The 21,024-nt window shown below is 69.6% G+C and carries 20 protein-coding genes; 14 read left to right on the forward strand and 6 right to left on the reverse strand.

Features of this window, described 5'->3' with window-relative positions; genetic code table 11:
• Positions 1–59: 59 nt before the first annotated feature.
• Genes F4562_RS17425 through F4562_RS17435 form a run of 3 tightly spaced genes read left to right on the forward strand, consistent with a single transcriptional unit; the run spans position 60 to position 5,309 of the window.
• Entirely contained in the window at positions 60–2,768 is a 2,709-nt protein-coding gene (locus F4562_RS17425) for a transglycosylase domain-containing protein (protein WP_184543394.1), read from the forward strand.
• Positions 2,768–4,075, forward strand: a complete 1,308-nt coding sequence (locus tag F4562_RS17430; protein WP_184543392.1) for a glycosyltransferase family 87 protein — start codon at positions 2,768–2,770, stop codon at positions 4,073–4,075. Before F4562_RS17425 ends, F4562_RS17430 begins: the two co-directional genes overlap by 1 nt.
• 13 nt (positions 4,076–4,088) lie before the next feature.
• The gene (locus tag F4562_RS17435; protein ID WP_311734076.1) at positions 4,089–5,309 is read left to right on the forward strand and encodes a mannosyltransferase family protein; all 1,221 of its coding nucleotides are present in this window, start codon (positions 4,089–4,091) and stop codon (positions 5,307–5,309) included.
• Positions 5,310–5,410: 101 nt separating this feature from the next.
• Here F4562_RS17435 and F4562_RS17440 read toward each other — a convergent pair whose 3' ends face one another.
• Positions 5,411–6,175, reverse strand: a complete 765-nt coding sequence (locus F4562_RS17440) for a deoxyribonuclease IV (protein WP_184543390.1) — start codon at positions 6,173–6,175, stop codon at positions 5,411–5,413.
• A 158-nt stretch (positions 6,176–6,333) separates the two neighbouring features.
• Between F4562_RS17440 and F4562_RS17445 the strand changes: the two genes are divergently transcribed.
• Positions 6,334–6,516, forward strand: a complete 183-nt coding sequence (locus F4562_RS17445) for a hypothetical protein (protein WP_184543389.1) — start codon at positions 6,334–6,336, stop codon at positions 6,514–6,516.
• Between the two features lie 84 nt (positions 6,517–6,600).
• Here the strand turns inward: F4562_RS17445 and F4562_RS17450 are convergent, their stop codons facing one another.
• Positions 6,601–6,912, reverse strand: coding sequence for a hypothetical protein (locus tag F4562_RS17450; RefSeq protein WP_184543557.1), 312 nt, complete (start codon positions 6,910–6,912; stop codon positions 6,601–6,603).
• 224 nt (positions 6,913–7,136) lie between these two features.
• On the opposite strand from F4562_RS17450, the gene rpsF reads away from it, so the two are divergent.
• The 7 genes from rpsF to F4562_RS17485 all read left to right on the forward strand — a co-directional run bounded on the left by rpsF (position 7,137) and on the right by F4562_RS17485 (position 11,522).
• Positions 7,137–7,427, forward strand: coding sequence for a 30S ribosomal protein S6 (gene rpsF, locus F4562_RS17455; protein ID WP_184543387.1), 291 nt, complete (start codon positions 7,137–7,139; stop codon positions 7,425–7,427).
• A gap of 76 nt (positions 7,428–7,503) precedes the next feature.
• A complete protein-coding gene (locus F4562_RS17460; protein ID WP_184543385.1) occupies positions 7,504–8,049 on the forward strand; it encodes a single-stranded DNA-binding protein in 546 nt (181 codons plus the stop codon).
• A gap of 100 nt (positions 8,050–8,149) precedes the next feature.
• Positions 8,150–8,386, forward strand: coding sequence for a 30S ribosomal protein S18 (gene rpsR / locus F4562_RS17465; RefSeq protein ID WP_012895699.1), 237 nt, complete (start codon positions 8,150–8,152; stop codon positions 8,384–8,386).
• 13 nt (positions 8,387–8,399) lie between these two features.
• Positions 8,400–8,846, forward strand: coding sequence for a 50S ribosomal protein L9 (gene rplI / locus F4562_RS17470; protein WP_184543384.1), 447 nt, complete (start codon positions 8,400–8,402; stop codon positions 8,844–8,846).
• 170 nt (positions 8,847–9,016) lie between these two features.
• Positions 9,017–9,895, forward strand: a complete 879-nt coding sequence (locus F4562_RS17475; protein ID WP_184543382.1) for an ABC transporter substrate-binding protein — start codon at positions 9,017–9,019, stop codon at positions 9,893–9,895.
• 59 nt (positions 9,896–9,954) lie between these two features.
• The gene (locus F4562_RS17480; protein WP_311734075.1) at positions 9,955–10,782 is read left to right on the forward strand and encodes an amino acid ABC transporter permease; all 828 of its coding nucleotides are present in this window, start codon (positions 9,955–9,957) and stop codon (positions 10,780–10,782) included.
• A complete protein-coding gene (locus tag F4562_RS17485; RefSeq protein WP_184543380.1) occupies positions 10,779–11,522 on the forward strand; it encodes an amino acid ABC transporter ATP-binding protein in 744 nt (247 codons plus the stop codon). Before F4562_RS17480 ends, F4562_RS17485 begins: the two co-directional genes overlap by 4 nt.
• A gap of 65 nt (positions 11,523–11,587) precedes the next feature.
• On the opposite strand, the gene F4562_RS17490 is transcribed toward F4562_RS17485, so the two are convergent.
• Together F4562_RS17490 and F4562_RS17495 are read right to left on the reverse strand one after the other, a co-directional pair.
• On the reverse strand, positions 11,588–13,228 hold the full coding sequence (locus F4562_RS17490; protein WP_246473461.1) for an APC family permease: 1,641 nt from the start codon (positions 13,226–13,228) through the stop codon (positions 11,588–11,590).
• A gap of 428 nt (positions 13,229–13,656) precedes the next feature.
• Positions 13,657–14,967 (reverse strand): MATE family efflux transporter, encoded by a 1,311-nt coding sequence (locus F4562_RS17495; RefSeq protein WP_311734074.1) that lies wholly within the window; start codon positions 14,965–14,967, stop codon positions 13,657–13,659.
• Between the two features lie 339 nt (positions 14,968–15,306).
• Here F4562_RS17495 and dnaB point away from each other — a divergent pair, with 339 nt between their 5' ends.
• Positions 15,307–16,662 carry a replicative DNA helicase gene (gene dnaB / locus F4562_RS17500; protein WP_184543377.1) on the forward strand — a complete coding sequence of 452 codons (1,356 nt, stop codon included), beginning with the start codon at positions 15,307–15,309 and terminating at the stop codon, positions 16,660–16,662.
• A 232-nt stretch (positions 16,663–16,894) separates the two neighbouring features.
• A complete protein-coding gene (locus tag F4562_RS17505; protein WP_184543375.1) occupies positions 16,895–17,701 on the forward strand; it encodes an HAD family hydrolase in 807 nt (268 codons plus the stop codon).
• On the opposite strand, the gene F4562_RS17510 is transcribed toward F4562_RS17505, so the two are convergent.
• Positions 17,661–18,395: an ABC transporter permease gene (locus F4562_RS17510; RefSeq protein ID WP_184543373.1), complete on the reverse strand. Its 735-nt coding sequence runs from the start codon at positions 18,393–18,395 to the stop codon at positions 17,661–17,663. The genes F4562_RS17505 and F4562_RS17510 overlap by 41 nt on opposite strands.
• 49 nt (positions 18,396–18,444) lie before the next feature.
• Positions 18,445–19,344, reverse strand: coding sequence for an ABC transporter ATP-binding protein (locus F4562_RS17515; RefSeq protein ID WP_184543371.1), 900 nt, complete (start codon positions 19,342–19,344; stop codon positions 18,445–18,447).
• A 171-nt stretch (positions 19,345–19,515) separates the two neighbouring features.
• Between F4562_RS17515 and F4562_RS17520 the strand changes: the two genes are divergently transcribed.
• Positions 19,516–21,024, forward strand: a complete 1,509-nt coding sequence (locus F4562_RS17520) for a sensor histidine kinase (RefSeq protein ID WP_311734073.1) — start codon at positions 19,516–19,518, stop codon at positions 21,022–21,024.

The following is a 21,024-nucleotide window of genomic DNA, read 5'->3' on the forward strand; positions in this document are numbered from 1 at the left end:
ACTGGGGCTCGCCCCCGGGACGGCCGCAGCCGCCGGCGGGAGACTCCCACACCGTCGTGATGCAGTACCCGGGTGCCGCCCCCCAGGGGGGCGGGGTGCCGCCCTACGGCGGCGCCGCGCCTCGATACGACGGCGCCCGGACAGGCCAGGCGCCTGCGGGAGGCGGCGCACCCCGCCACGACGCCGACCCGCGGGGTGCCGGTGCCCGCGGTCGTGACACCGGTCCCGGCGGCCGTCGTCCCGAGGCCGCCTTCGAGGACACCCAGGCCATGCTCGCCGCCCAGGCCGCCGACGGGCGGCCCGGCCGTCCGGACCCGGCCCCGCCGCCGGGCGAGGGAGGCGGACGCTCCAGGCGTCGCGCCGGACGCGGCCCCGGCGGCTCCGCTCCCGGTGGTCCCGGCGGGCCCGAGGGTCCGCGTGGCCCCTCCGGTCGCGGCCCCGGTGACGACGGCGATGGCGATGGCCGAGGCAAGCCGCGGCGCACCGGCTGGAAGCGCTTCCTGCCCAGCTGGAAGATCGTCATGGCCAGCCTCGTGGTGCTCACCGCGGGCGTCTTCGGCATGATCGCGGTCGCCTACGCCAACACGCCGGTGCCCACGACCGCGCAGGCCAGCGTCGACGACCGCGGCAGCGTCATCTTCTACCGCGACGGCAAGACCCCGATCGCCCGCTACGGCATCAAGCGCACCCCGGTGAAGATCTCGCAGGTCCCCGACCACGTCGAGGACGCGGTGATCGCGCTGGAGAACAAGACCTTCCGCACCGACCCCGGCATCGACCTGGTCGGCATGGCCCGTTCGGTGTGGAGCACGGTCAGCGGTGCCCAGCTCCAGGGCGCCTCGACCATCACCCAGCAGATGGCCCGCAACTACTACGACGGCCTCAGCCAGGAGGTGTCGATCCAGCGCAAGATCAAGGAGATCTTCGTCTCCGTCAAGATCAACGAGACGCTGTCGAAGGACGAGATCCTCGAGCGCTACCTCAACACCATCTACTTCGGCCGCGGCGCGTACGGCATCCAGGCCGCCGGCAAGGCGTTCTTCAACGAGGACGTCGAGGACCTGACCCCGCAACAGGGCGCCTACCTGGCCGGTCGCATCCAGAACCCGGACGCCTTCGACATCAAGGAGAAGGCCGGCAACTACGCCGCCACCAAGGAGCGCTTCCACGCCGCGCTGAAGAACATGGCGGAGATGAACCCCGGCGCGTACGGCAAGTACGCCGACAGCTCCTTCGACGACCTGAAGAAGAAGTTCGTCAAGCAGCCCAAGATCGACCGCACCTTCTACGGCCTGCGCGGCTACATGCTCAACATCGTCTTCCGTGAGCTCGCGAGCCGGGGCATCACCGAGGAGGACATCAAGACCGACGGCCTCAAGGTCTACACCACCTTCGACGAGAAGATGATGAAGCAGGCCCAGGAGGCGGTGCGCAAGCACACCGGCAACCTCGACCCGACCATCCACGCCCGGCTGGCCACGGTCGACCCGAAGACCGGCCAGGTGCTCGCCTTCTACAGCGGCGACGAGTACTCCGAGGACTTCAACAACCGCGCCTTCGACTCCATCAAGCAGGCGGCCTCGGCCTTCAAGCCCTACGTGCTCGCGGCCTGGCTGGAGAGCGGCAAGTCGCTCGACAGCTACGTCGACGGCAGGGCCACGATCAAGATGCCGGGCGTCACCCCGATCAGCAACTCCGGCTTCGTCAACTACGGCCCGATCAACATGATCAAGGCCATGGCCAGCTCGGTGAACACGGCCTTCGTCCAGATGGGCGAGGAGGTCGGGCTCGAGGAGGTGGCGCGGATCGCCAAGGCGGCCGGGGTCGGCAAGCGGACCGAGGGCAGCGCCTTCTACAACAAGAAGAACGCGGTCGACTACGCGGTCGAGCAGCAGAAGCACCAGGTGACCATCGGCAGCGCCTCGGTGACCGCGGTCGAGCAGGCCGCCGGCTACTCGATCTTCGCCAACGAGGGCAAGCACATCGACTGGCACACGGTCACCAAGGTGACCAACTACAACGGCATCGTGGTGCTCAAGGAGCAGGCCGCCGAGCAGCAGGTCATCAGCCCCGAGTCGGCGGCCGACGCGACCGTCGCGCTCCAGGCCGTGGTCAAGAGCGGCACCGGCTCGGCCGCCAACCTCGGCGTGCGGCCGGTGGCAGGCAAGACCGGCACGAACAACGGCTACAAGGACGCCTGGTTCGTCGGCTACACCCCGCAGCTCGTCACCGCGGTCGGCATGTCCAAGGACGTTCCGTACAACCGGGCCGGGACCCGCAAGCTCAAGGTCGACAAGTACGGCCTGCCGAACCGGGAGATCCCGGACAACAAGATCCTGTGGAAGGAGGAGTCCATGCCCGACTTCATCGGCGGCGGCGGCACTCCGACCCAGATCTGGCGTGAGTTCATGGCCGCGGCGACGGCCAAGCACGAGGTCGTGCAGTTCCCGCCGCGGGCCAACGTCGGGACCGTCCACAACCTGGCCACCCCCAAGCCGACGCCCACCGCGACGCCGACCCCCACCTTCGACGACGGCGGCGACGAGGGCGGCTGGCCGGACGACGGCGGCTGGCCCAACGACGAGAACAACGGCGAGGGCGGCGAGACGGACGACCCCGACGGCCGCGAGTGCCTGCCCTGGGATGGCTCGTGCAACCCGGACGGCGACGGCTCCGAGGACGAGCCGCCGAACGGCGACGTCACCGAGAACGGCGCGTTCGGCGCGGCGATCCAGCCGACACCCACACCGACCGGCCGGCGCCGGTGATGAAGAGCCTCCAGTCGCTACGGAGCTCGCTGCCCGAGATCGGCGTCCGGGTGGTCCCGTACACGCCCCTGGCCCTGTTCGCGGGGCTGGGGGCGGTGCTGGCCTGGTTCTGGAGATGGCCGTGCCGGGTCGGCGGCGCGTGGCACGACGGGACGCTCCAGTTCACCAACTTCTGCTACAGCGACATCCCCCCGCTGTGGTTCAAGGAGAGGCTCAGCGACGGGCTGATCCCCTACTTCGACTACCCGGTCGAGTATCCCGTCGGCATCGGCGCGATCATGGAGGTGTTCCGCCGGATCGCCACCCCGACGGGTGACCCGCAGGTCGTCTTCTACGACCTCACCGTCGCGCTGATGGCGATCTGCCTGATCGTCGGGGTGGTGCTGATGGCCGCGCTGGCCGGCCCCACCCGCCGCTGGGACGCGCTCTGGTACGCCCTGGCCCCCGCGACGATCCTCAACGCCTACATCAACTGGGACCTGGCCGCGGGTGTCCTCTCCCTGGCCGGGCTGCTGGCCTGGGCCCAGCGGAGGCAGTGGCCGGCGGGCGTCCTGCTCGGGCTGGCCATCGCCACCAAGTTCTACCCGCTGATGTTCCTCGGCCCGTTGTTCCTGCTGACGCTGCGCACCGGCCGGTGGCCGGAGTTCCTGAAGATGATCGGCGGCGCGGCCGGCGCCTGGCTCGCCGTCAACCTGCCGGTCATGTACTTCGCCTTCGACGGCTGGAAGGAGTTCTACGTCTTCAGCCGGGAACGCGGGATCGACTGGGGTTCGATCTGGTACTTCTTCAACCAGAAGCAGTGGCCCTTCCTCGGCGACGCCGAGCGCGTCGACACCCTGGGCGTCGTCTCGCTCCTGGTGTTCTGCGTGGCGATCGCGGCGCTGACCCTGACGGCGAAGACCCGCCCCCGGCTGATGCAGCTGTGCTTCCTCACCCTGGCCGCGTTCATGCTGACCAACAAGGTGTGGTCGCCGCAGTACGTGCTCTGGCTGATCCCCTTCGCGGTGCTGGCCCGCCCGAACTGGAAGCCGATCGCGCTCTGGCAGGTCGCCGAGTGCTGGTACTTCTTCGCGATCTGGCTCTACCTGGTCGGCCTGCAGCCGGGCAAGGCGGAACTGGGCATCAGCGGCGACACGTACTTCACCGCCGTCTGGGCCCGGGCCATCACCGTCCTGATCATGATGGCGTTCGTCGTCCGGGACATCCTGCGGCCCGACAAGGACGTGGTCCGGCAGGGCGGCGTCGACGACCAGGCGGGAGGCGTCTTCGACGGGGCGCCGGACCGGTTCCGGATCCCGCTGCCCTAGCACCGGAGGCAGAGTGCGTTCGTTCAGCGGGCCCCCTCACCCTGCCGGCGACCGGGACGCGCCGGACGCCGGAGACGACGGCCCGGCCGGTGCGGGCCGGGAGGGATCCGAGCCCACCCCGGCCGAGCCGGTCGCCGACACGGTCCTGGACGCGCTGCTGCTCTGGATGAGCTCCCGGCTCGGGATCATCATCCTGGCCGTCGTCGGCGCCCAGGCCATGATGGAGGGAAACGCCGTTGCGCCGCCGTTCCTGCAGCGCTGGAGACACTGGGACGCCAACCTCCTGGCCGTCATCGCCGAGCACGGCTACGACGGCGACCCCGCCCGCGCCGAGCCCGACAAGGGACTGCCCGCCTTCTTCCCCGGGATGCCGCTGATGCTCCGCGCGGTGCACCTCCTGCTGGGCGACTGGACTCTCGCCGGGTTGCTGATCTCCATGGTGGCCGGGGCCGTCGCCATGGTGGCGCTGGCCAGGCTGGCGGAGTTCGAGGGCCCGCCGGGGGCCGGATGGCGCGCGGTGCTGGCGCTGCTGCTCTGGCCGATGTCGGTGTTCCTGTTCGCGGGCTACAGCGAGTCGCTGTTCCTGGCCTTCGCCATCCCGGCCTGGCTCGCGGCGCGTCAGGGACGCTGGCCGCTCGCCGCGGTCCTCGCGGCGGGCGCCTCCTGCGTGAGGATCACCGGCCTGTTCCTGGCGCTGGCGCTGATCGTGGAGTTCTTCACCCGGCGGTCGCCCGTCCGGCATGCGGTGTGGCTGCTGCCGCCGTTCGTGCCGCTGGTGCTCTACTCCGCCTACCAATACTCCCGCACCGGTGACTGGCTGGCGTGGAAGCACGCCCAGGAGGCGGGGTGGGGCCGGCACCTGGTGTGGCCGTGGGAGTCGCTCATCACGACGTGGAACGCGGCCATGGGCGACGACCGGAACGCCTGGGCGTTCCGGATGGAGATCGCCGGTGCGGTCGTCGGCGTCGTACTCGTGCTCGTGCTGCTCTATCTGCGCAGGTGGAGCGAGTTCCTCTACGTGGGTCTCCAGGTCGGCGCGCTGCTCTGCTCGGCCTACTATCTGTCGGTCCCGCGTTCGGCGCTGCTGTGGTGGCCGCTCTTCCTGCTGATCGCCAAGGCGTCGACCGGGCCCCGACCGGGACGTCGGTACGTCATCGTGGTCTACGCCCTGCTGGCCGCCCCGTTGATGGCCCTCAACACGCTGACCTTCGTCGACGGCGCCTGGGTGGGATGAGCCGGGGCCCTTACCCACTCCTGGCGGAAAGTAATCCCAGGAAGTTATCCACAGGCTGTGGAACACGGGGGCCGAGGTGGACCCCTGGCCCCCTGCCGGCCCTAGAGAGCCTTGCGGAGGAAGGCGATGTCGTCGGCCTGGCCGGCGGGCGGCGTCTCGAGCACGATCGGCGCGCCCGCGCTCCGGCACACGCCGACGATCAGTTCGGGGTCGATCCGGCCCGCGCCGAGGCTCGCGTGCCGGTCGGCGCCGGAGTCGAAGGCGTCCCGCGAATCGTTGCAGTGGACCAGGTCGATCCTGCCGGTGACGGCCATGACCCGCTCGACCACGTCGGCCAGGTCCTCCCCGCCCGCGTGGGCGTGGCACGTGTCGAGGCAGAAGCCCACGTCGAAGCCGTCGAGCGCGTCCCAGAGCCGGGCGATGCGCTCGAGCTTGCGGGCCATGGCGTTGCCGCCGCCCGCGGTGTTCTCGATCAGCACCGGGACGCCGTGCCCGCCGAGGTCGAGGCGCTCGAACACCTTGCGCCAGTTGTCGAAGCCGAGCTGCGGGTCGTCTCCGGCGCCGACGTGCCCGCCGTGCACGATCAGCCCCCTGGCCCCCAGCTCGGCCGCCGCCGCCAGGTGCGCGCTCAGCAGTTTGCGACTGGGGATGCGGATCCGGTTGTTGCCGGTCGCCACGTTGATCACGTATGGGGCGTGGACGTACACCTCCACCCCCGAGTCTTTGATCTCCCGGGTCTTCTCCCCGATGACCGGGCCCTTCCAGCCCTGCGGGTCACCGAGGAAGAACTGCACGACCTCGGCGCCGAGCGCCCTGGCGTGGGCCAGCGGGTCGTCCTGGTCGACATGGGCTCCGATAAGCGGCATGCCTCCGAGGGTAGCCCTCCGGGCCCCGTCCGGGCCGTTTCGAGGACCGGCCCGGCCGCAGTGGCCCCGGGCCGTTTCGAGGACCGGCCCGGGGGCAGTCGCGAGGTGCGCTCCCCGACGCCCGCCCCGCGGCGGGCCGAACCCCCCAAGGAGTCGAAGTGGCTTACCACCGCAGAGGCATCGGCGTCTTCGGCCTCGTCTACCTCCTGGTCGGCCTGTATGTCGCCTGGGTCTACGACTACATCACCCCCGGGCTGCTCAGGGACGTCGCCGAGGCGCTCCTGGCGGTCGTCCTGTGGGTCCTCGTCCTGCTGGGCGTGGATCTCCACCTGGGCGGCTGACCGTCTTCGCGGCCTTTCCCCGCCTTCCCGCCTCCCCACGCGGTGTGGTCCCCGGTGCTCGGGCCCCCGGCCCCCGGCCCCGGCCTACGGGAGGAAGCCTCCGTGGTAGATGCCGAGGGCCACACCGACGAACGAGCCCACCATGCCGACGATGTTCAGCGAGCGTTCCGGTGTCGTCGCGGAGACGTACTGCGACAGGAACCCCCCGGCGAAGCCCACCGCCCCCGCCCACGACGCGATCACGTGCGCGTCCGGGATGAGACCGGTGACGAAGGCGATCAGCCCGCAGGCGAGCGTCGCGACGCTCATGATGTTCTCGACGGGGTGGGGCTGCCCGTCGTCGTTCAGCGTGAACCGGAACGGCCGGCGTCGAGCGGGTCCCAGCGCGTGCGGCATCTTCACCGCCCCCTCTTTCCACGTCCTTTGTGGTGGGGTTCCCGCCGGTCCGGCGGCTCAACCCTCGGCGGACTGGTAAGCTGTCACGGCTGCGTCGAATGGGTGTGTCATCGCCCACCCCACCACGAGCGCCGAAATGGGCGCCCATGGTGAAGAACGTCAGCGTCCTCCTGTCACGGCACGGTGTCGTGACCGCAACAGTCCAGAGGAGGTTGGAAACCAGCATGCGCCGTTACGAAGTGATGGTCATTCTCGACCCTTCGCTCGATGAGCGTACGGTGGCTCCTTCCCTCGACCAGTTCCTCACGGTCGTCCGCAACGACGGCGGCACCGTGGAGAAGGTCGACGTGTGGGGTCGTCGCCGGCTCGCCTACGACATCGCCAAGAAGCCCGAGGGCATCTACGCGGTCATCGACCTGAGTGCGGAGCCCGCCACGGTCAAGGAGCTCGACCGGCAGATGAACCTCAACGAGGGCATCCTGCGCACCAAGGTCCTGCGTCCGGACGTGCACTAACTCCCCGAATTTGTCGGGCGTCAGCCGTACTCTGAGCCGATAACCAGCGAAGGCCGCAGGAAGGGCAACGCTAGCCATGGCAGCAGGCGACACCACGATCACCATCGTCGGCAACCTCGTCGACGATCCCGAGCTGCGCTTCACCCCGACGGGGCAAGCGGTGGCCCGGTTCCGCATCGCGTCCACTCCGAGGTTCCTCGACAAGACGACCAACGAGTGGAAAGACGGCGAAGGCCTGTTCCTGACCTGCAACGTCTGGCGGCAGGCGGCGGAGAACGTCGCCGAGAGCCTCCAGCGCGGCATGCGGGTCATCGTTCAGGGACGTCTTCGCCAGCGGTCCTACGAGACCAAGGAAGGCGAGAAGCGCACCGTCTACGAGGTTGAGGTCGACGAGGTCGGCCCCTCCCTGAGGAACGCGACCGCCAAGGTCAACAAGACCTCCCGCCAGGGCGGTGGCGGCGGCGGCTTCGGCGGCCCCGCCAACGACCCGTGGGCCTCCGCCGCTCCCGCCCCGCCTCAGGGCGGCGGTTACGGCGGTAACCAGGGTGGCGGCGGCTACGGCGGCGGCAACCAGGGCGGCGGTTTCGGCGGTGGCGACTTCAGCGACGAGCCCCCCTTCTAAGGGGTTCGCCGAAGACGGCCGCGACCACGTCTTCCACATCCAGTCCATATCCGCAGCGACCATTCCCGCCTGACGGCGGGGCTCTGAAAGGAGCACCACGATGGCCAAGCCGGCACTGCGCAAGCCGAAGAAGAAGGTTTGCCTGTTCTGCCATGACAAGATCTCCTACGTCGACTACAAGGACACGGCGCTGCTTCGGAAGTTCATCTCCGACCGCGGCAAGATCCGTGCCCGCCGGGTGACGGGCAACTGCACCCAGCACCAGCGTGACGTGGCGACCGCTATCAAGAACGCTCGTGAGATGGCGCTCCTGCCCTACATGAGCACCGCGCGCTAAGGAGGTCAGGCAAATGAAGCTCATTCTCACCAGTGAGGTCACCGGCCTCGGCGCCCCCGGCGACATCGTCGAGGTCAAGAGCGGCTACGGCCGTAACTACCTGCTTCCCCGCGGCTTCGCGATCCTGTGGACGCGCGGCGGCGAGAAGCAGATCGCCTCGATCAAGAAGGCCCGCGACGCCCGCGAGATCCGCGACCTCGGCACCGCCAAGGAAGTCGCCGCTCAGCTGCGGGTTCTGAAGGTGGTCCTGAAGACCAAGGCCGGCGAGTCCGGCCGCCTCTTCGGTTCCATCACCACGGGTGACGTCGCCGAGGCCGTCCAGGCCGCCGGCGGTCCGGTTCTCGACCGCCGCCGCATCGAGATCGCCTCCGCGATCAAGAGCGTCGGCTCCCACCGGGTCAGCGTCAAGCTGCACCCGGAGGTGTCCGCGTCCCTCGACATCGAGGTCGTCGCGGCCTGAGCCAGGCCCATGCGACAAGGGTCCCTCTCCATCCGGAGCGGGGCCCTTGCCTTTTCCCCGGAAGATCATCCATATGGTGGTCGCCGTGACGTTCAGTGACCTCCAATACGTACAATTCGCCTCGTCGCCTGTTCAGATTCGGCGATCACCGTTTCGCCCTGGAGGTCTTCATGGTTCGTTCTTCGACGCTGCTCGCCCTCGGTGCCCTCACGGCCGCCGCGGTGGCCTGCGCTCCCGCCTCGGAGACGACGACCCAGGCGAGCCCCGCGGCCCCGGGAGCCTCGGGCTCCGCCGACACCTGCGCCAAGGACAGCCTCACGCTGAAGACGCCGGGCAAGCTGACCGTCGGCACCGACAAGCCCGCCTACGAACCGTGGTTCAAGGACGACAACCCGGCCAACGGTGAGGGCTTCGAGAGCGCGGTGGTCTACGCCGTCGCCGGTCGGCTCGGCTTCGCCCCCGGCGACGTCACCTGGGCCACGGTGAAGTTCGACTCCGCGTTCGCCCCCGGCGCCAAGCAGTTCGACTTCGACCTCAACCAGGTCTCGGTCACCCCGGATCGGGCCAAGGTCGTCGACTTCAGCAAGGGCTACTACACGGTCAAGCAGGCCGTGGTGGCGCTGGAGGGGTCCAACATCGCCTCCGCGACCGACCTGGCGGGCCTGAAGGACGCCAAGATCGGTGTGCAGGTGGGCACCACCTCGTTGCAGGCGGTCAAGGACGTCATCAAGCCCCCCGCCGGACCCAACGTCTACAACGAGCAGATCGACGCGGTCAACGCGCTGAAGAACAAGCAGGTCGACGCGATCGTGGTCGACCTGCCCACCGCCTTCTACGTGACCGCCGCCCAGATCGAGAACGCCAAGATCGTCGGCCAGTTCGGCACCGCCTCCGGCGAGCCGGAGGTCTTCGGCGCGGTCTTCGAGAAGGGCAGCCCGCTGGTGGGCTGTGTCAACAAGGCACTCGACGAGCTGACCGCCTCGGGTGAGCTGGCGAAGATCGAGTCCAAGTGGCTGGGCTCGGCGGCGGGCGCGCCGGAGCTGAAGTGATCTCGCCGCCGTCGCGGCCACCGGGGAGCGACGATCGCCCGCAGGCCGCCTCGGAGTGGGTGAAGAGCGAACGTCAGACCGAGCGTGAGCGGCTCCGCAGAAGGTCGGCGATCCGCTCGGGGTCGATCGCGACGGCCTCGACGATCCTGGTGATCGTCCTGCTCGCCTGGGTGTTCACCAACTCGCCGGGCTGGCCCCGCGTCCGGGAGACGTTCTTCGACTTCGAACAGTTCACCGGTGCGCTGCCGGACGTGCTGGACGGGTTCCTGCTCAACATCAAGATCTTCCTGATCGCCGAACCGCTGATCCTGGTCGTCGGACTGCTCGTCGCACTGACCCGCACCCTCACCGCGCCGGTGTTCTTCCCGCTGCGCGCGCTGGCGGTGGCCTACACCGACGTCTTCCGCGGTGTGCCGACGATCCTGGTCATCTACCTGGTCGGCTTCGGCCTGCCCGCGCTCGGCCTGCAGGGCACCCCGACGGACCTGACGACGCTGGGCGTCATCGCCCTCACGCTCTCCTACGGCGCGTACGTGGCGGAGGTCTTCCGGGCGGGTATCGACTCGGTTCACCCCAGCCAGCGGGCCGCGGCCCGCTCCCTCGGCCTGAGCCACGGCCAGACGATGCGTTACGTGGTGATGCCCCAGGCCGTGCGCCGGGTGGTGCCGCCGCTGCTCAACGACTTCGTCTCGCTGCAGAAGGACACCGCGCTCGTCGCCACGATCGGCCCGCTGGAGGCGCTGCGGCAGGCGCAGATCCATGTCGCGAGCACCTTCAACTACACCCCCTACCTGGTGGCGGCGCTGCTGTTCATCCTGCTCACCATCCCCATGGCCCGCTTCACCGACTACCTGGCGGCCCGATCGCAGAGGCGGCGAGGCCAGTGAGCCTGCTCACCATCGACGGGCTGTGGAAGAACTACCGCGGTCACAGCGTGCTGCGCGGGATCGACCTGGTGGTCGAACCGCACGAGGTGGTCTGCCTGATCGGTGCGTCGGGTTCGGGCAAGTCCACGCTGTTGCGCTGTGTGAACCTGCTGGAGACCGTCGACGACGGCACGATCCACCTGGACGGCGAGGAGATCACCGACGTCCGTACGGACCCCGACACCGTCCGCAAGCGCATGGGCATCGTGTTCCAGTCGTTCAATCTCTTCCCGCACATGACCGTGCTCGACAACATCACGCTGGCCCCGCGCAAGGCGCACGGGGTCGGTCGCGGGGAGGCCGAGCGGCAGGCACGCGACCTGCTGGCCAGGTTCGGCCTGGCGGACAAGGCGACGGCCTATCCCGACCAGCTCTCCGGTGGCCAGCAGCAGCGCGCGGCCATCATCCGGGCGCTGGCCACCCGGCCCCGGCTGATGTTGCTGGACGAGGTCACCTCGGCGCTCGACCCGGCGCTGGTCAAAGAGGTGCTAGGGATCATCAGGGAGCTCAAGGAGGGCGGGATGACCATGATCCTGACCACCCACGAGATGGGCTTCTGCCGGGAGATCGCGGACACGGTCTGCTTCCTCGACGGCGGTGTGCTGCTGGAGCGCGGCACCCCCGAGCAGATCTTCACCGATCCCCGCGAGCCGCGTACCAGGGAGTTCCTGCAGAGTGTGATCGACGCCCGGCGCCTGTGACAAGTCCCCCTTCCCCGGCACCGCGGGGCGGGGGACATCAGCGGTGGCGCCGGAGGCGGCGGGCCTCAGCGGCGGTGCCGGCCGCGCGGGCTCGGCCCCCCGGTGTCACCGGGATCGACGGGCCTGCGGCCGGACCCGTACCGGGGACCCGCACCCGGCCCGGGACCGGCACCGTGTTCCGGACCGTACCCCGGCGTGAGGCCGGACACGGACCCGCCGGGACGCCGGACGAAGGGCGGGACGGGCTCGGGCAGCGACTGGAGCATGCCGGCGAGCACGCTGTTGCGCCTGCCGTACACCAGGTAGACCAGCACGCCCACGGCCATCCAGACGATGAAGTACAGCCACGTCACCAGCTGCAGGTTCACCATGAGCCACAGGGAGGCGACGATCGAGGCGATCGGCACGCCCGGGGAGAGCGGGACGCGGAAGCCTCTCGGCAGGTCGGGCATCGTCCGGCGCATCCTGATCACCCCGTAGGCCACCGCGACGAATACGAACAGGGTGCCGATCACCACCAGCGGTTCGAGCGTCAGCACCGGGACGAACTCGGCCAGCACGATCGCCAGGACACCGATCAGCAGGGTCACCCTCGTCGGGCTGTGGTAGCTGCGATTGATCTTGGCGAGCGGCCGCGGGATCAACCCGTCGCGGGCCATGGAGAACATCACCCGGGTCAGGCCCACCAGCAGCACCAGGATGACCGTGGTGAGGCCGAGCACCGCCCCGATGTTGATGACGTGCACCATGAAACCCTCTCCGGCTTCCCGGAAGGCGTTGGCGAGCGGTGCGTCGGTGTCGATTCTGTCGTACGGGGTCATGCCGACCATCACCACGCCGACCGCGATGTAGATGACCGTGGTGATCACCAGGCCGCGGATGATGCCCTTCGGGATCGAGCGCGGGGCGTCCTCCGCCTCCTCGGCGGCGGTGGCGACGACGTCGAAGCCGATGTACGCGAACGTGATGGCCGCTGAGGCGGCGAAGATGCCGAACCAGCCGAAGGCCCCGGTCTGACCGAACAGGATGCCCAGCAGCGGGGAGTGCAGGGTGTCCGCCGCCTCCTTGGCGGGTGCGGCGGGCACCGGGATGGCGGCGAGGTTGCGCCGGTCGAAGTGGAGGGCCCCGACCACGATGACCGCGCCGACGGCCACCAGTTTGGCCACCACGATGATCCACAGGGCACGCAGGCCGACCCTGGCGCCGAGCGCGACCACCCCGGTCAGGAGCAGCAGGATGAGGAGCGTGAAGAGATCGAAGCCGGTGCCTTGGCCGACGACCCCCGCGATCGCCTCAGGGAGGCGCACACCGAGGTCGCCGAGCATCTGGGCGGCGTACAGCGACCAGACGCGCGCCACCACCGCCGTGGCCAGCAGGAGCTCCATCACCAACGCCCAGCCGACGATCCAGGCCCAGACTTCGCCGAAGATGACGTAGGTGAAGGTGTAGGCGCTCCCGGACGCCGGCATGGCGGACGACAGCTCTGCGAAGCAGAAGGCCACGAGCAGACTGGTGATACCGGCGATCATGAAGGAGAGGATCACGCCCGGACCGGCCATGGTCGCGGCCTGGCGACCGGCGACGCTGAAGATGCCTGCGCCGATCATCACGCCGAGGCCGAGCACGATGAGGGCCGCGGGGCCGTAGGCGGTGGGCAGACCATGACGCGCTCCGGTCCACCGGCCGGTGGCCTGGCTCGGGGGCATGCGGCGCATGATCGACGAGGGGAGACCTTCGGGCACGACGTGACCAATCATGGTGGAGGAATGACCCGTATTGCCGGACTCCTCACAGTGCCGTAGTCAGGTTCCACCCGACAAGGGGTAACCGGTCACGTGGTGGACACCACCCGATCACGCAAGGATCACCCGCTCACCGGGTGACGCTCGTCACACGCCGTCGACCAGCAACGATGTGCCGCCGACGCACGTCTACGCCCAGCCGGGACGTGCCGCGCGTCACACACCGGCGATCGGCCGTGACGTCCCGACCGCCGCACCGGCTGTCGACCGTGACGGACCACCCACCGCACACCGGCAACGAGCCGGGACGTGCCGCGCTTCACAAACCGGCGATCGGTCATGACGGACCGCCGGTCACACGGCGGGCCGCCGGTCGCATGGTGGACCGCCGGTCATACGCCGACAACGAGCCAGGACGTGCCCCGTGCCCGTACGGCCAGCGTGACCAGCCGCGCCGCCATCCACACCCCGAGCGCCAGCCACAGCGCGACCAACCCGCCGCCGGCGGTGACCACGAGGAGCGCGGCGGGCAGGTAGGCGAGCGTCGTCCACACCCCCGCCCAGGCCAGGTAGCGCTGGTCACCCGCGCCGATCAGCACCCCGTCCAGAACGAAGACCACACCGGCGACCGGCTGCAGTGCCGCCACCACCCACAACGCGTCGAGCAGCTCCCCCGCCACGGCCGGGCCCGCGTCGAACAGCGCGGGGGTGAACGGCCTGGCCACGATCACCAGAAGGCCGAGCACCACACCCGAGCCGATGCCCCACACCACCATCCGGCGGGTGGCCCCGCGAACCTCAGCCACATCGCCGGCGCCCAGGGCACGGCCGGTGATGGCCTGCCCGGCGATGGCGATCGCGTCCAGGGCGAACGCCAGGAGGGTCCAGACCCTGAGGGCGACGGTGTGCGCCTCGATCTGGTTCTCCCCCATCCGGGTGGCGACGGCGGTCGCGACGCCCAGCACCAACTGCAGGCAGGCCGTCCGGACGACCAGGGCGATCCCGGCCGATCCCGCGGCCCGGACACCCGCCAGATCGGGCCGGAACGGCGCGCCGTGCCGGATGAAGATCAGTAGAAGGTAGACGGCGGCGGCGGCGGACTGGGCCAGGACCGTCCCCCAGGCCGAGCCCGCGATCCCCCAGCCCAGGCCCAGGACGAACGTCACGTTGAGCACCGCGTTGAGCGTGAAGGCGCCCACCGACACCACCAGCGGGGTCGTGGTGTCCTGCATGCCGCGCAGCACGCCGGTGCCCGCGAGCACCAGCAGCATGGCCGGGACGCCGAGCAGACTGATCCGCAGGTAGGTCACCGCCTGCCGGGCGAGCTCCCCCTCGGCGCCGATCAGCCCGGCGAGGGAGGGGGCGAGCGGCCAGAGCACCACGACGATCACCAGCCCGACCCCGGCGGCCAGCCAGAGACCGTCCACCGCCTGCCGGAGCGCCTGCCCGGTGTCGCCCGCCCCGATCCGCCGGGCCACCGCCGCCGTCGTCCCGTACGCCAGGAACACGCACAACCCCACCGCGGTGCTCAGCACCGTGCTCGCCACCCCCAGGGCACCGAGCGCGGGGGCGGGCAGGCGGCTGACCACCACAGTGTCGGTCAGCAGGAAGAGGGGCTCGGCGATCAGGGCGCCGAAGGCCGGGACCGCCAGCCGCAGGATCTGCCCGTCATAGCCACGGCCTGAGCGAGAGGTAAGAGGCACCTCTCCATTGTGCCCATTACGCTTGGGTAGATCTTCGGTGGGATGAACCGGTCGGGCCATGCCATGCGGGGCACTTGTCGGCGTGTCATCCCAACTTTCTTTTCTCCACAGGCGGTGGATGAAGTTTCCGCTGGTCAGAGCGTTTTCCCCGACTGTGGACGAGAGTTATCCACAGGACTGTCCCCAGGGTTCCCACAGGCCTGGGGAAGAACTGCACAACTTATCCACAGCCCTGTCGACAGGTCGCGTTGCCACCCGCCCCGTGAAGCCGGGAAACTTGTCAGCCCGGTCGGCTACAAATGGGGATAGCGTAACTGTGTTCGAAAGAGGAGGTGGGGAGTGAGCATCGCGGAGCCGCCGGTCTTCGAGCCGGGTTTCGAGCGCACCCCACCGAACAACATCGAGGCCGAGCAGTCCGTCCTGGGCGGCATGCTCCTGTCCAAGGACGCCATCGCCGACGTCGTCGAGATCATCCGTGCCGACGACTTCTACCGTCCGGCCCACCAGATCATCTACGACATCATCACCGACCTCTACGGGCGTGGTGACCCCGCCGACGCCGTCACCGTCTTCGACGAGCTCCAGAAACGGGGCGAGGTCGCCCGGGTCGGCGGCGGGGCCTACCTGCACACGCTGACCGCCGTCGTGCCCACCGCGGCCAACGCCGGCTACTACGCGCGGATCGTCCGTGAGCAGGCCATCCTGCGGCGCCTCATCGAGGCCGGTACCCGCATCGTCTCCTTCGGCTACGGCGGGCAGGACGAGGAGGTCGACGACCTCGTCGACCGTGCCCAGGCCGAGATCTACAAGGTCACCGAACGCCGCACCTCCGAAGACTACGTGCCGCTGTCCGAGATCATGCCGGGCGCGCTCGACGAGCTGGAGGCCATCGGCGGCCGGAGCGGTCAGATGGTCGGCGTCCCCACCGGCTTCCAGGATCTCGACGCCCTCACCAACGGCCTGCACCCCGGCCAGATGATCGTCGTGGCCGCCCGACCGGCCATCGGCAAATCCACTCTGGGGCTGGATTTCGCCAGGTCCGCCGCCATAAAGCATGGCATGACCACTGTGGTGTTCTCGCTGGAGATGTCCCGCAACGAGATCACCATGCGTCTGCTTTCGGCCGAGGCCAGGGTGGCGCTCCACGCCATGCGCTCGGGCACGATGACCGATGACGACTGGGCCAAGCTGGCCCGCCGGATGGGCGAAGTGGCCGAGGCGCCGTTGTTCATCGACGACTCGCCCAACATGTCGATGATGGAGATCCGGGCCAAGTGCCGCCGGCTCAAGCAGCGCAACGATCTGCGGTTCGTCATCATCGACTACCTGCAGCTGATGTCCTCGCCCAAGAAGACCGAGAGCCGTCAGAACGAGGTCTCCGAGATCTCCCGCTCGATCAAGCTCCTCGCCAAGGAGCTGGAGGTCCCGGTCATCGCGATCTCCCAGCTCAACCGTGGCCCCGAGCAGCGAACCGACAAACGCCCCATGGTCAGCGACCTTCGCGAATCCGGCAGCATTGAGCAGGATGCGGACATGGTCATCCTGCTCCACCGGGAAGACGCCTACGAGCGCGAGTCGCCCAGGGCCGGCGAGGCCGACCTGATCGTCGCCAAACACCGTAACGGCCCCACTGCCACGGTGACCGTGGCGTTCCAGGGCCACTACAGCCGCTTCGTCGACATGGCCACCCACTGAGTTCGGGTCACTGCTGCCGGGTGGCCACTCCTGCCGGGCGGGCACTCCTGCCGGACAAGGATTCCGGCCGGGTGGCATCCCCCGGATGAGCATTCCAGCCGGACGGGAACTCCGGCTGTGCCGCTCCTGGCGGGCGGGTGTCCCTGCGGGCAGAGGCGGCCACAGTTCGACAGGAGGCGGACCGGAGTCCCAGGCTGCTGCGGCCTCACTTTCTTCCTGGCAGGGTGGGCGTATGACGATCCGTGGGGTGTTGTTCGACATCGACGACACGCTCTTCGACTACTCGACTTCGGAACAGATCGGTCTGCTGAAACATCTGGACGTCGAAGGGCTGCTGGAGCTGTTCCCGTCGCCCGCCGACGCGGTGGCGGTCTGGCGGGAGGTCATGGAGGAGGAGTACGCGCGGTTTCTCGCCGGCGAGTTGACGTTCACCGGTCAGCAGCTCGTACGGACCAGACGGTTCCTGGCGCGGGCCGGGAGCCTTCCGGCCGACGGCATCTCCGACCATGAGGCATCTGTCTGGTTCACCAGGTACAACGAGTTCCGGATCGCCGCGTGGTCCGCCTTCCCGGATGCAGGAGCCGTGCTCAGGACGCTCGCTCCGCGATTCCGACTCGGCGTCGTCTCCAACTCGTCACTGGCGCACCAGCGGAACAAACTGCGCACGATCGGCCTTCTGCACCATTTCGGCGACTCGATCGTCTGTTCCGCCGAGCATGGTGCCCCCAAGCCGGATCCGAGCATCTTCCTGGCGGGATGCGCGACGCTCGGTCTGCCCGCGCACCAGGTCGCGTACGTCGGCGACAAGTACGAGATCGACGCTCTGGGCGCCCGAGAGGCCGGCCTCCACTCGTACTGGCTCGACAGGGCGATCTCCGGGATCGCGCCAGCGAAGGGGATCACGGTGATCCGATCGCTGGAGGAACTGGTGACCGACCTGAACGGAACCTCCGGCGCCTCGGGAACGACCGGCCGGGCAGAGGCGGAGGGCGGCCGGGTCACTCCCACCGGAACAGCCGTGCCGCCAGCACCCCGGTGACCAGCACGGTCACCGCCATGACCACCAGGTGGAGCGTCTGGGGCGCGTTCCCCGCCCAGGTGGCGCGGAGCGCGTCGGCGAAGGGCGCCATGGGGAGGAAATCGCCGATCCGCCGCACCACCTCGGGCATGATCTCCCGGGGGATCCACATCCCGGCCATGAAGAGCAGCGGGAACATCAGCAGCGAGCCGACGCCCTGCGCGGTCTGCGCGCGGGAGGTGACGGCGGCGACCAGCAGCCCCAGGCCGAACATCGAGGCGGTGCCCAGCACGAACACCCCCGCGAAGGCCAGGGGGCTCCTCGGCGGGACCGAGCCCAGCACCAGGAATCCCAGGCCGACGAGCAGGGCGGTGGACACGACCGCCACCACGAGGTTGTTGACGACCTGGGCGGCCAGCAGCCGGGCCGGGCTGACCGGGGTGGTGGACATCCGGCGCAGCACGCCCTTCTCCCGATAGCCCACCAGGGTGCCGGGCAGCACGGTCAACGCCATCGTCACCACCGACAGGATCACCATCATCCCCGGGAGCTGGGTGTCGACGATCCGTTCCCCGCCCAGGGCGGGGTCGGCCTTCTGGAAGCCGGGGATGCTGCCCAGCCCGAGCAGCAGTGCCAGGGGAAGCAGCACGGCGAAGATCGTTCCCGCCGGATCGCGGAGGAAGAGCTTGGCCTCGGTCAGGATCATCTTCTTCATCGAACGTCTCCAGGGCGAAGGACGCCGGTCTCCGGCGCGGGTGAGGGAGTCAAGAGGAGATCTTCTTTCCGGTGAGGGCGAGGAAGGCGTCGTCGAGAGAGGGCCGCTCCACGCGCAGGTCGGCCGGGGTGACACCGGCGGTGGCGAGGGCGACGGTGACCGCCAGGAGCAGGTCACCGGTGCCGGTGACCGCCAGCTGCCCGCCACTGCGCCGCACCTCGGTGACCTCGGGGAGGTCGCCGAACACCGCGTCGTCGACCGGCCGGGTCGGCCGGAACCTGACGGTCTGCCGGCTGCCGATCCTGGCGATCAGTCCCTCCGGGCTGTCCACGGCGACCACCCGGCCGGAGTCGATCAGCGCGAGCCGGTCACAGAGCCGTTCCGCCTCCTCCATGAAGTGGGTGACCAGCAGGATCGTCACCCCGTCCTCCCGGACCCGCTCGATGAGCTCCCAGGTGTCCCGGCGAGCCTGAGGGTCCAGGCCGGTGGTCAGCTCGTCCAGGATCGCCACCCGAGGGCCGCCGATCAGGGCCAGCGCGATGGACAGCCGCTGCTGTTGGCCGCCGGAGAGCCTGCCGTAGTGCGCGTCGCGCTTGTCGGCGAGACCGACGCGCTCCAGCAGCGCCGTCCGGTCCGCGGGCGCCCGGTAGAAGGAGGCGTACAGGTCGAGCGCCTCCCAGACCTTGATCTTCTCCGGCAGCGCCGAACTCTGCAGCTGGACGCCGAGGCACTCCTTCAACGCGGTGCCGGTGAGACCGCCGAGCACGCTGACGGTGCCGGAGTCGGGGGCACGCAGGCCGGCGACGCATTCGACGGTCGTCGTCTTGCCCGCACCGTTGGGACCGAGAACGCCGAAGATCTCGCCCTCCTCGACGGAGAACGAGACGTCGTCCACCGCGAGCCGGTCACGGTACTGCTTACGGAGGTTGCTGACCTCGATGACCTTCATGCCCATCGACGCTACGAACCGCGCCGCCGCCGCAGAAGCCGCCTGGGCACCTGGTACGGATGGCCCTGGGCCCCCGGCGGGGGTGGGGCTACCTTCACCTTCCGGCGGCGTTCGCCACCACTGGGCACGCGGGTGTCGATGGCCGAGACTTGGCTCGTGAGGACATACGCGGTGGTTATCGGGCGGGCCCTGGCCTTCGGGGCGCTGGCCGTGGCGGACCTCGTCCTGGCGGTGCTGATCCTGGTCGCGGCCGTGCCGATGTTCGGGCTTGGGATGATCTTCATGTTCCCCCCGGTCGTCCGGGTCGTCAGGTGGCGTACGCGCCTGGCGAGGAAACTGAACGGTGCGTGGCTGGAGACACGGGTGCGGGCCCCCTACCTCCCCCCGCCGCCGCCCACCCGGCCCCAGCCCGACGGCTGGTACCGCTACCAGCGTCAGCTCTACAAGACGCCGCGCTGGCCCGACTGGAACAACCGCTGGAAGTGGATGTTCGGCGACCCGGCCACCTGGCGGGACGGGCTCTGGATGCTCCTGAATCCGCTGGTCGCCGGGGTGTTCCTGCTGCCGTTCGCCGTGCTCGCCCGCCTCCTGGCGACCCCCTGGCACCCGGTCTCACCGGCCACGCTCCCCGCGGCCGGTGTCGCCGTCGCGCTGCTCGCCGCACTGCCCTGGCTGCTCCGCGGGTACGCGTGGTGGAACCGGCTGCTGCTGTCCCCCACGGCCACGTCCATCCTGGCCGGACAGCTCCAGCGGCTCGACCAGGCGCGCCTGGAGACGGTCGACTCCCAGGCGGCCGAGCTGCGGCGGATCGAGCGCGACCTGCACGACGGAGCACAGGCCAGGCTCGTCGCGATGGGCATGACCCTCGGCGCGGTCGAGGAGCTGATGGACAAGGATCCGGCGGCGGCCAAGGCCCTGCTGGGCAAGGTCAGGGAGGCGTCCTCCGCGGCGCTCACCGAGCTGAGGGATCTGGTCAGGGGGATTCACCCGCCGGTCCTGGCCGAGCGCGGGCTCGGCGACGCCGTGCGCGCTCTCGCGCTGGACAGCCCGCTGAAGGCCAGGGTCACCGTCGATCTCGGGACGCGCCCCGAGCCGCCCGTCGAGTCCGCCGCGTACTTCTCGATCAGTGAGCTGCTGACCAACGCGGCCCGCCACGGTGGGGCGGAGCGTGTGTGGATCGACATCAGCGCTCACGACGGCGCGCTGCGTGTGACCGTCACCGACGACGGTTCCGGCGGTGCCGACCCCTCTCGGGGCAGCGGACTGCGCGGCATCGAGCGCAGGCTGGCGGCCTTCGACGGGGTGCTCGCGGTCAGCAGCCCGCCGGGCGGCCCGACCACCGCCACGATCGACCTGCCCGGCGCGCTGGACCGGAAGGTTCCGGACTGTACCGTGATGCCCCGCTGGAAGACGGCCGTCGTCGCGATCGGTTGGGGGCTCGGCTGGCTCCCGCTCTTTCCGCAGGGCCTGATCGCGATGATCCTGAAGCTCGCCGGCACCGACCGCTTCAGCTGGTTCCTCGCGCTCTATCTGCCCGAGCCGTGGCAGTGGCCGCTGATCGTCTTCAACATCGTCCTGGGTGTCTCGTTGTACACCGCGGCCATATTCATTCCGATCCACCACTCCCGCCATCGGTGGATGGCGGAGGCCGCCCCGACCCGCCTATGGTTGGGCCGGTGA

Source organism: Streptosporangium becharense (genome assembly GCF_014204985.1).
Classification (GTDB): Bacteria; Actinomycetota; Actinomycetes; order Streptosporangiales; family Streptosporangiaceae; genus Streptosporangium; species Streptosporangium becharense.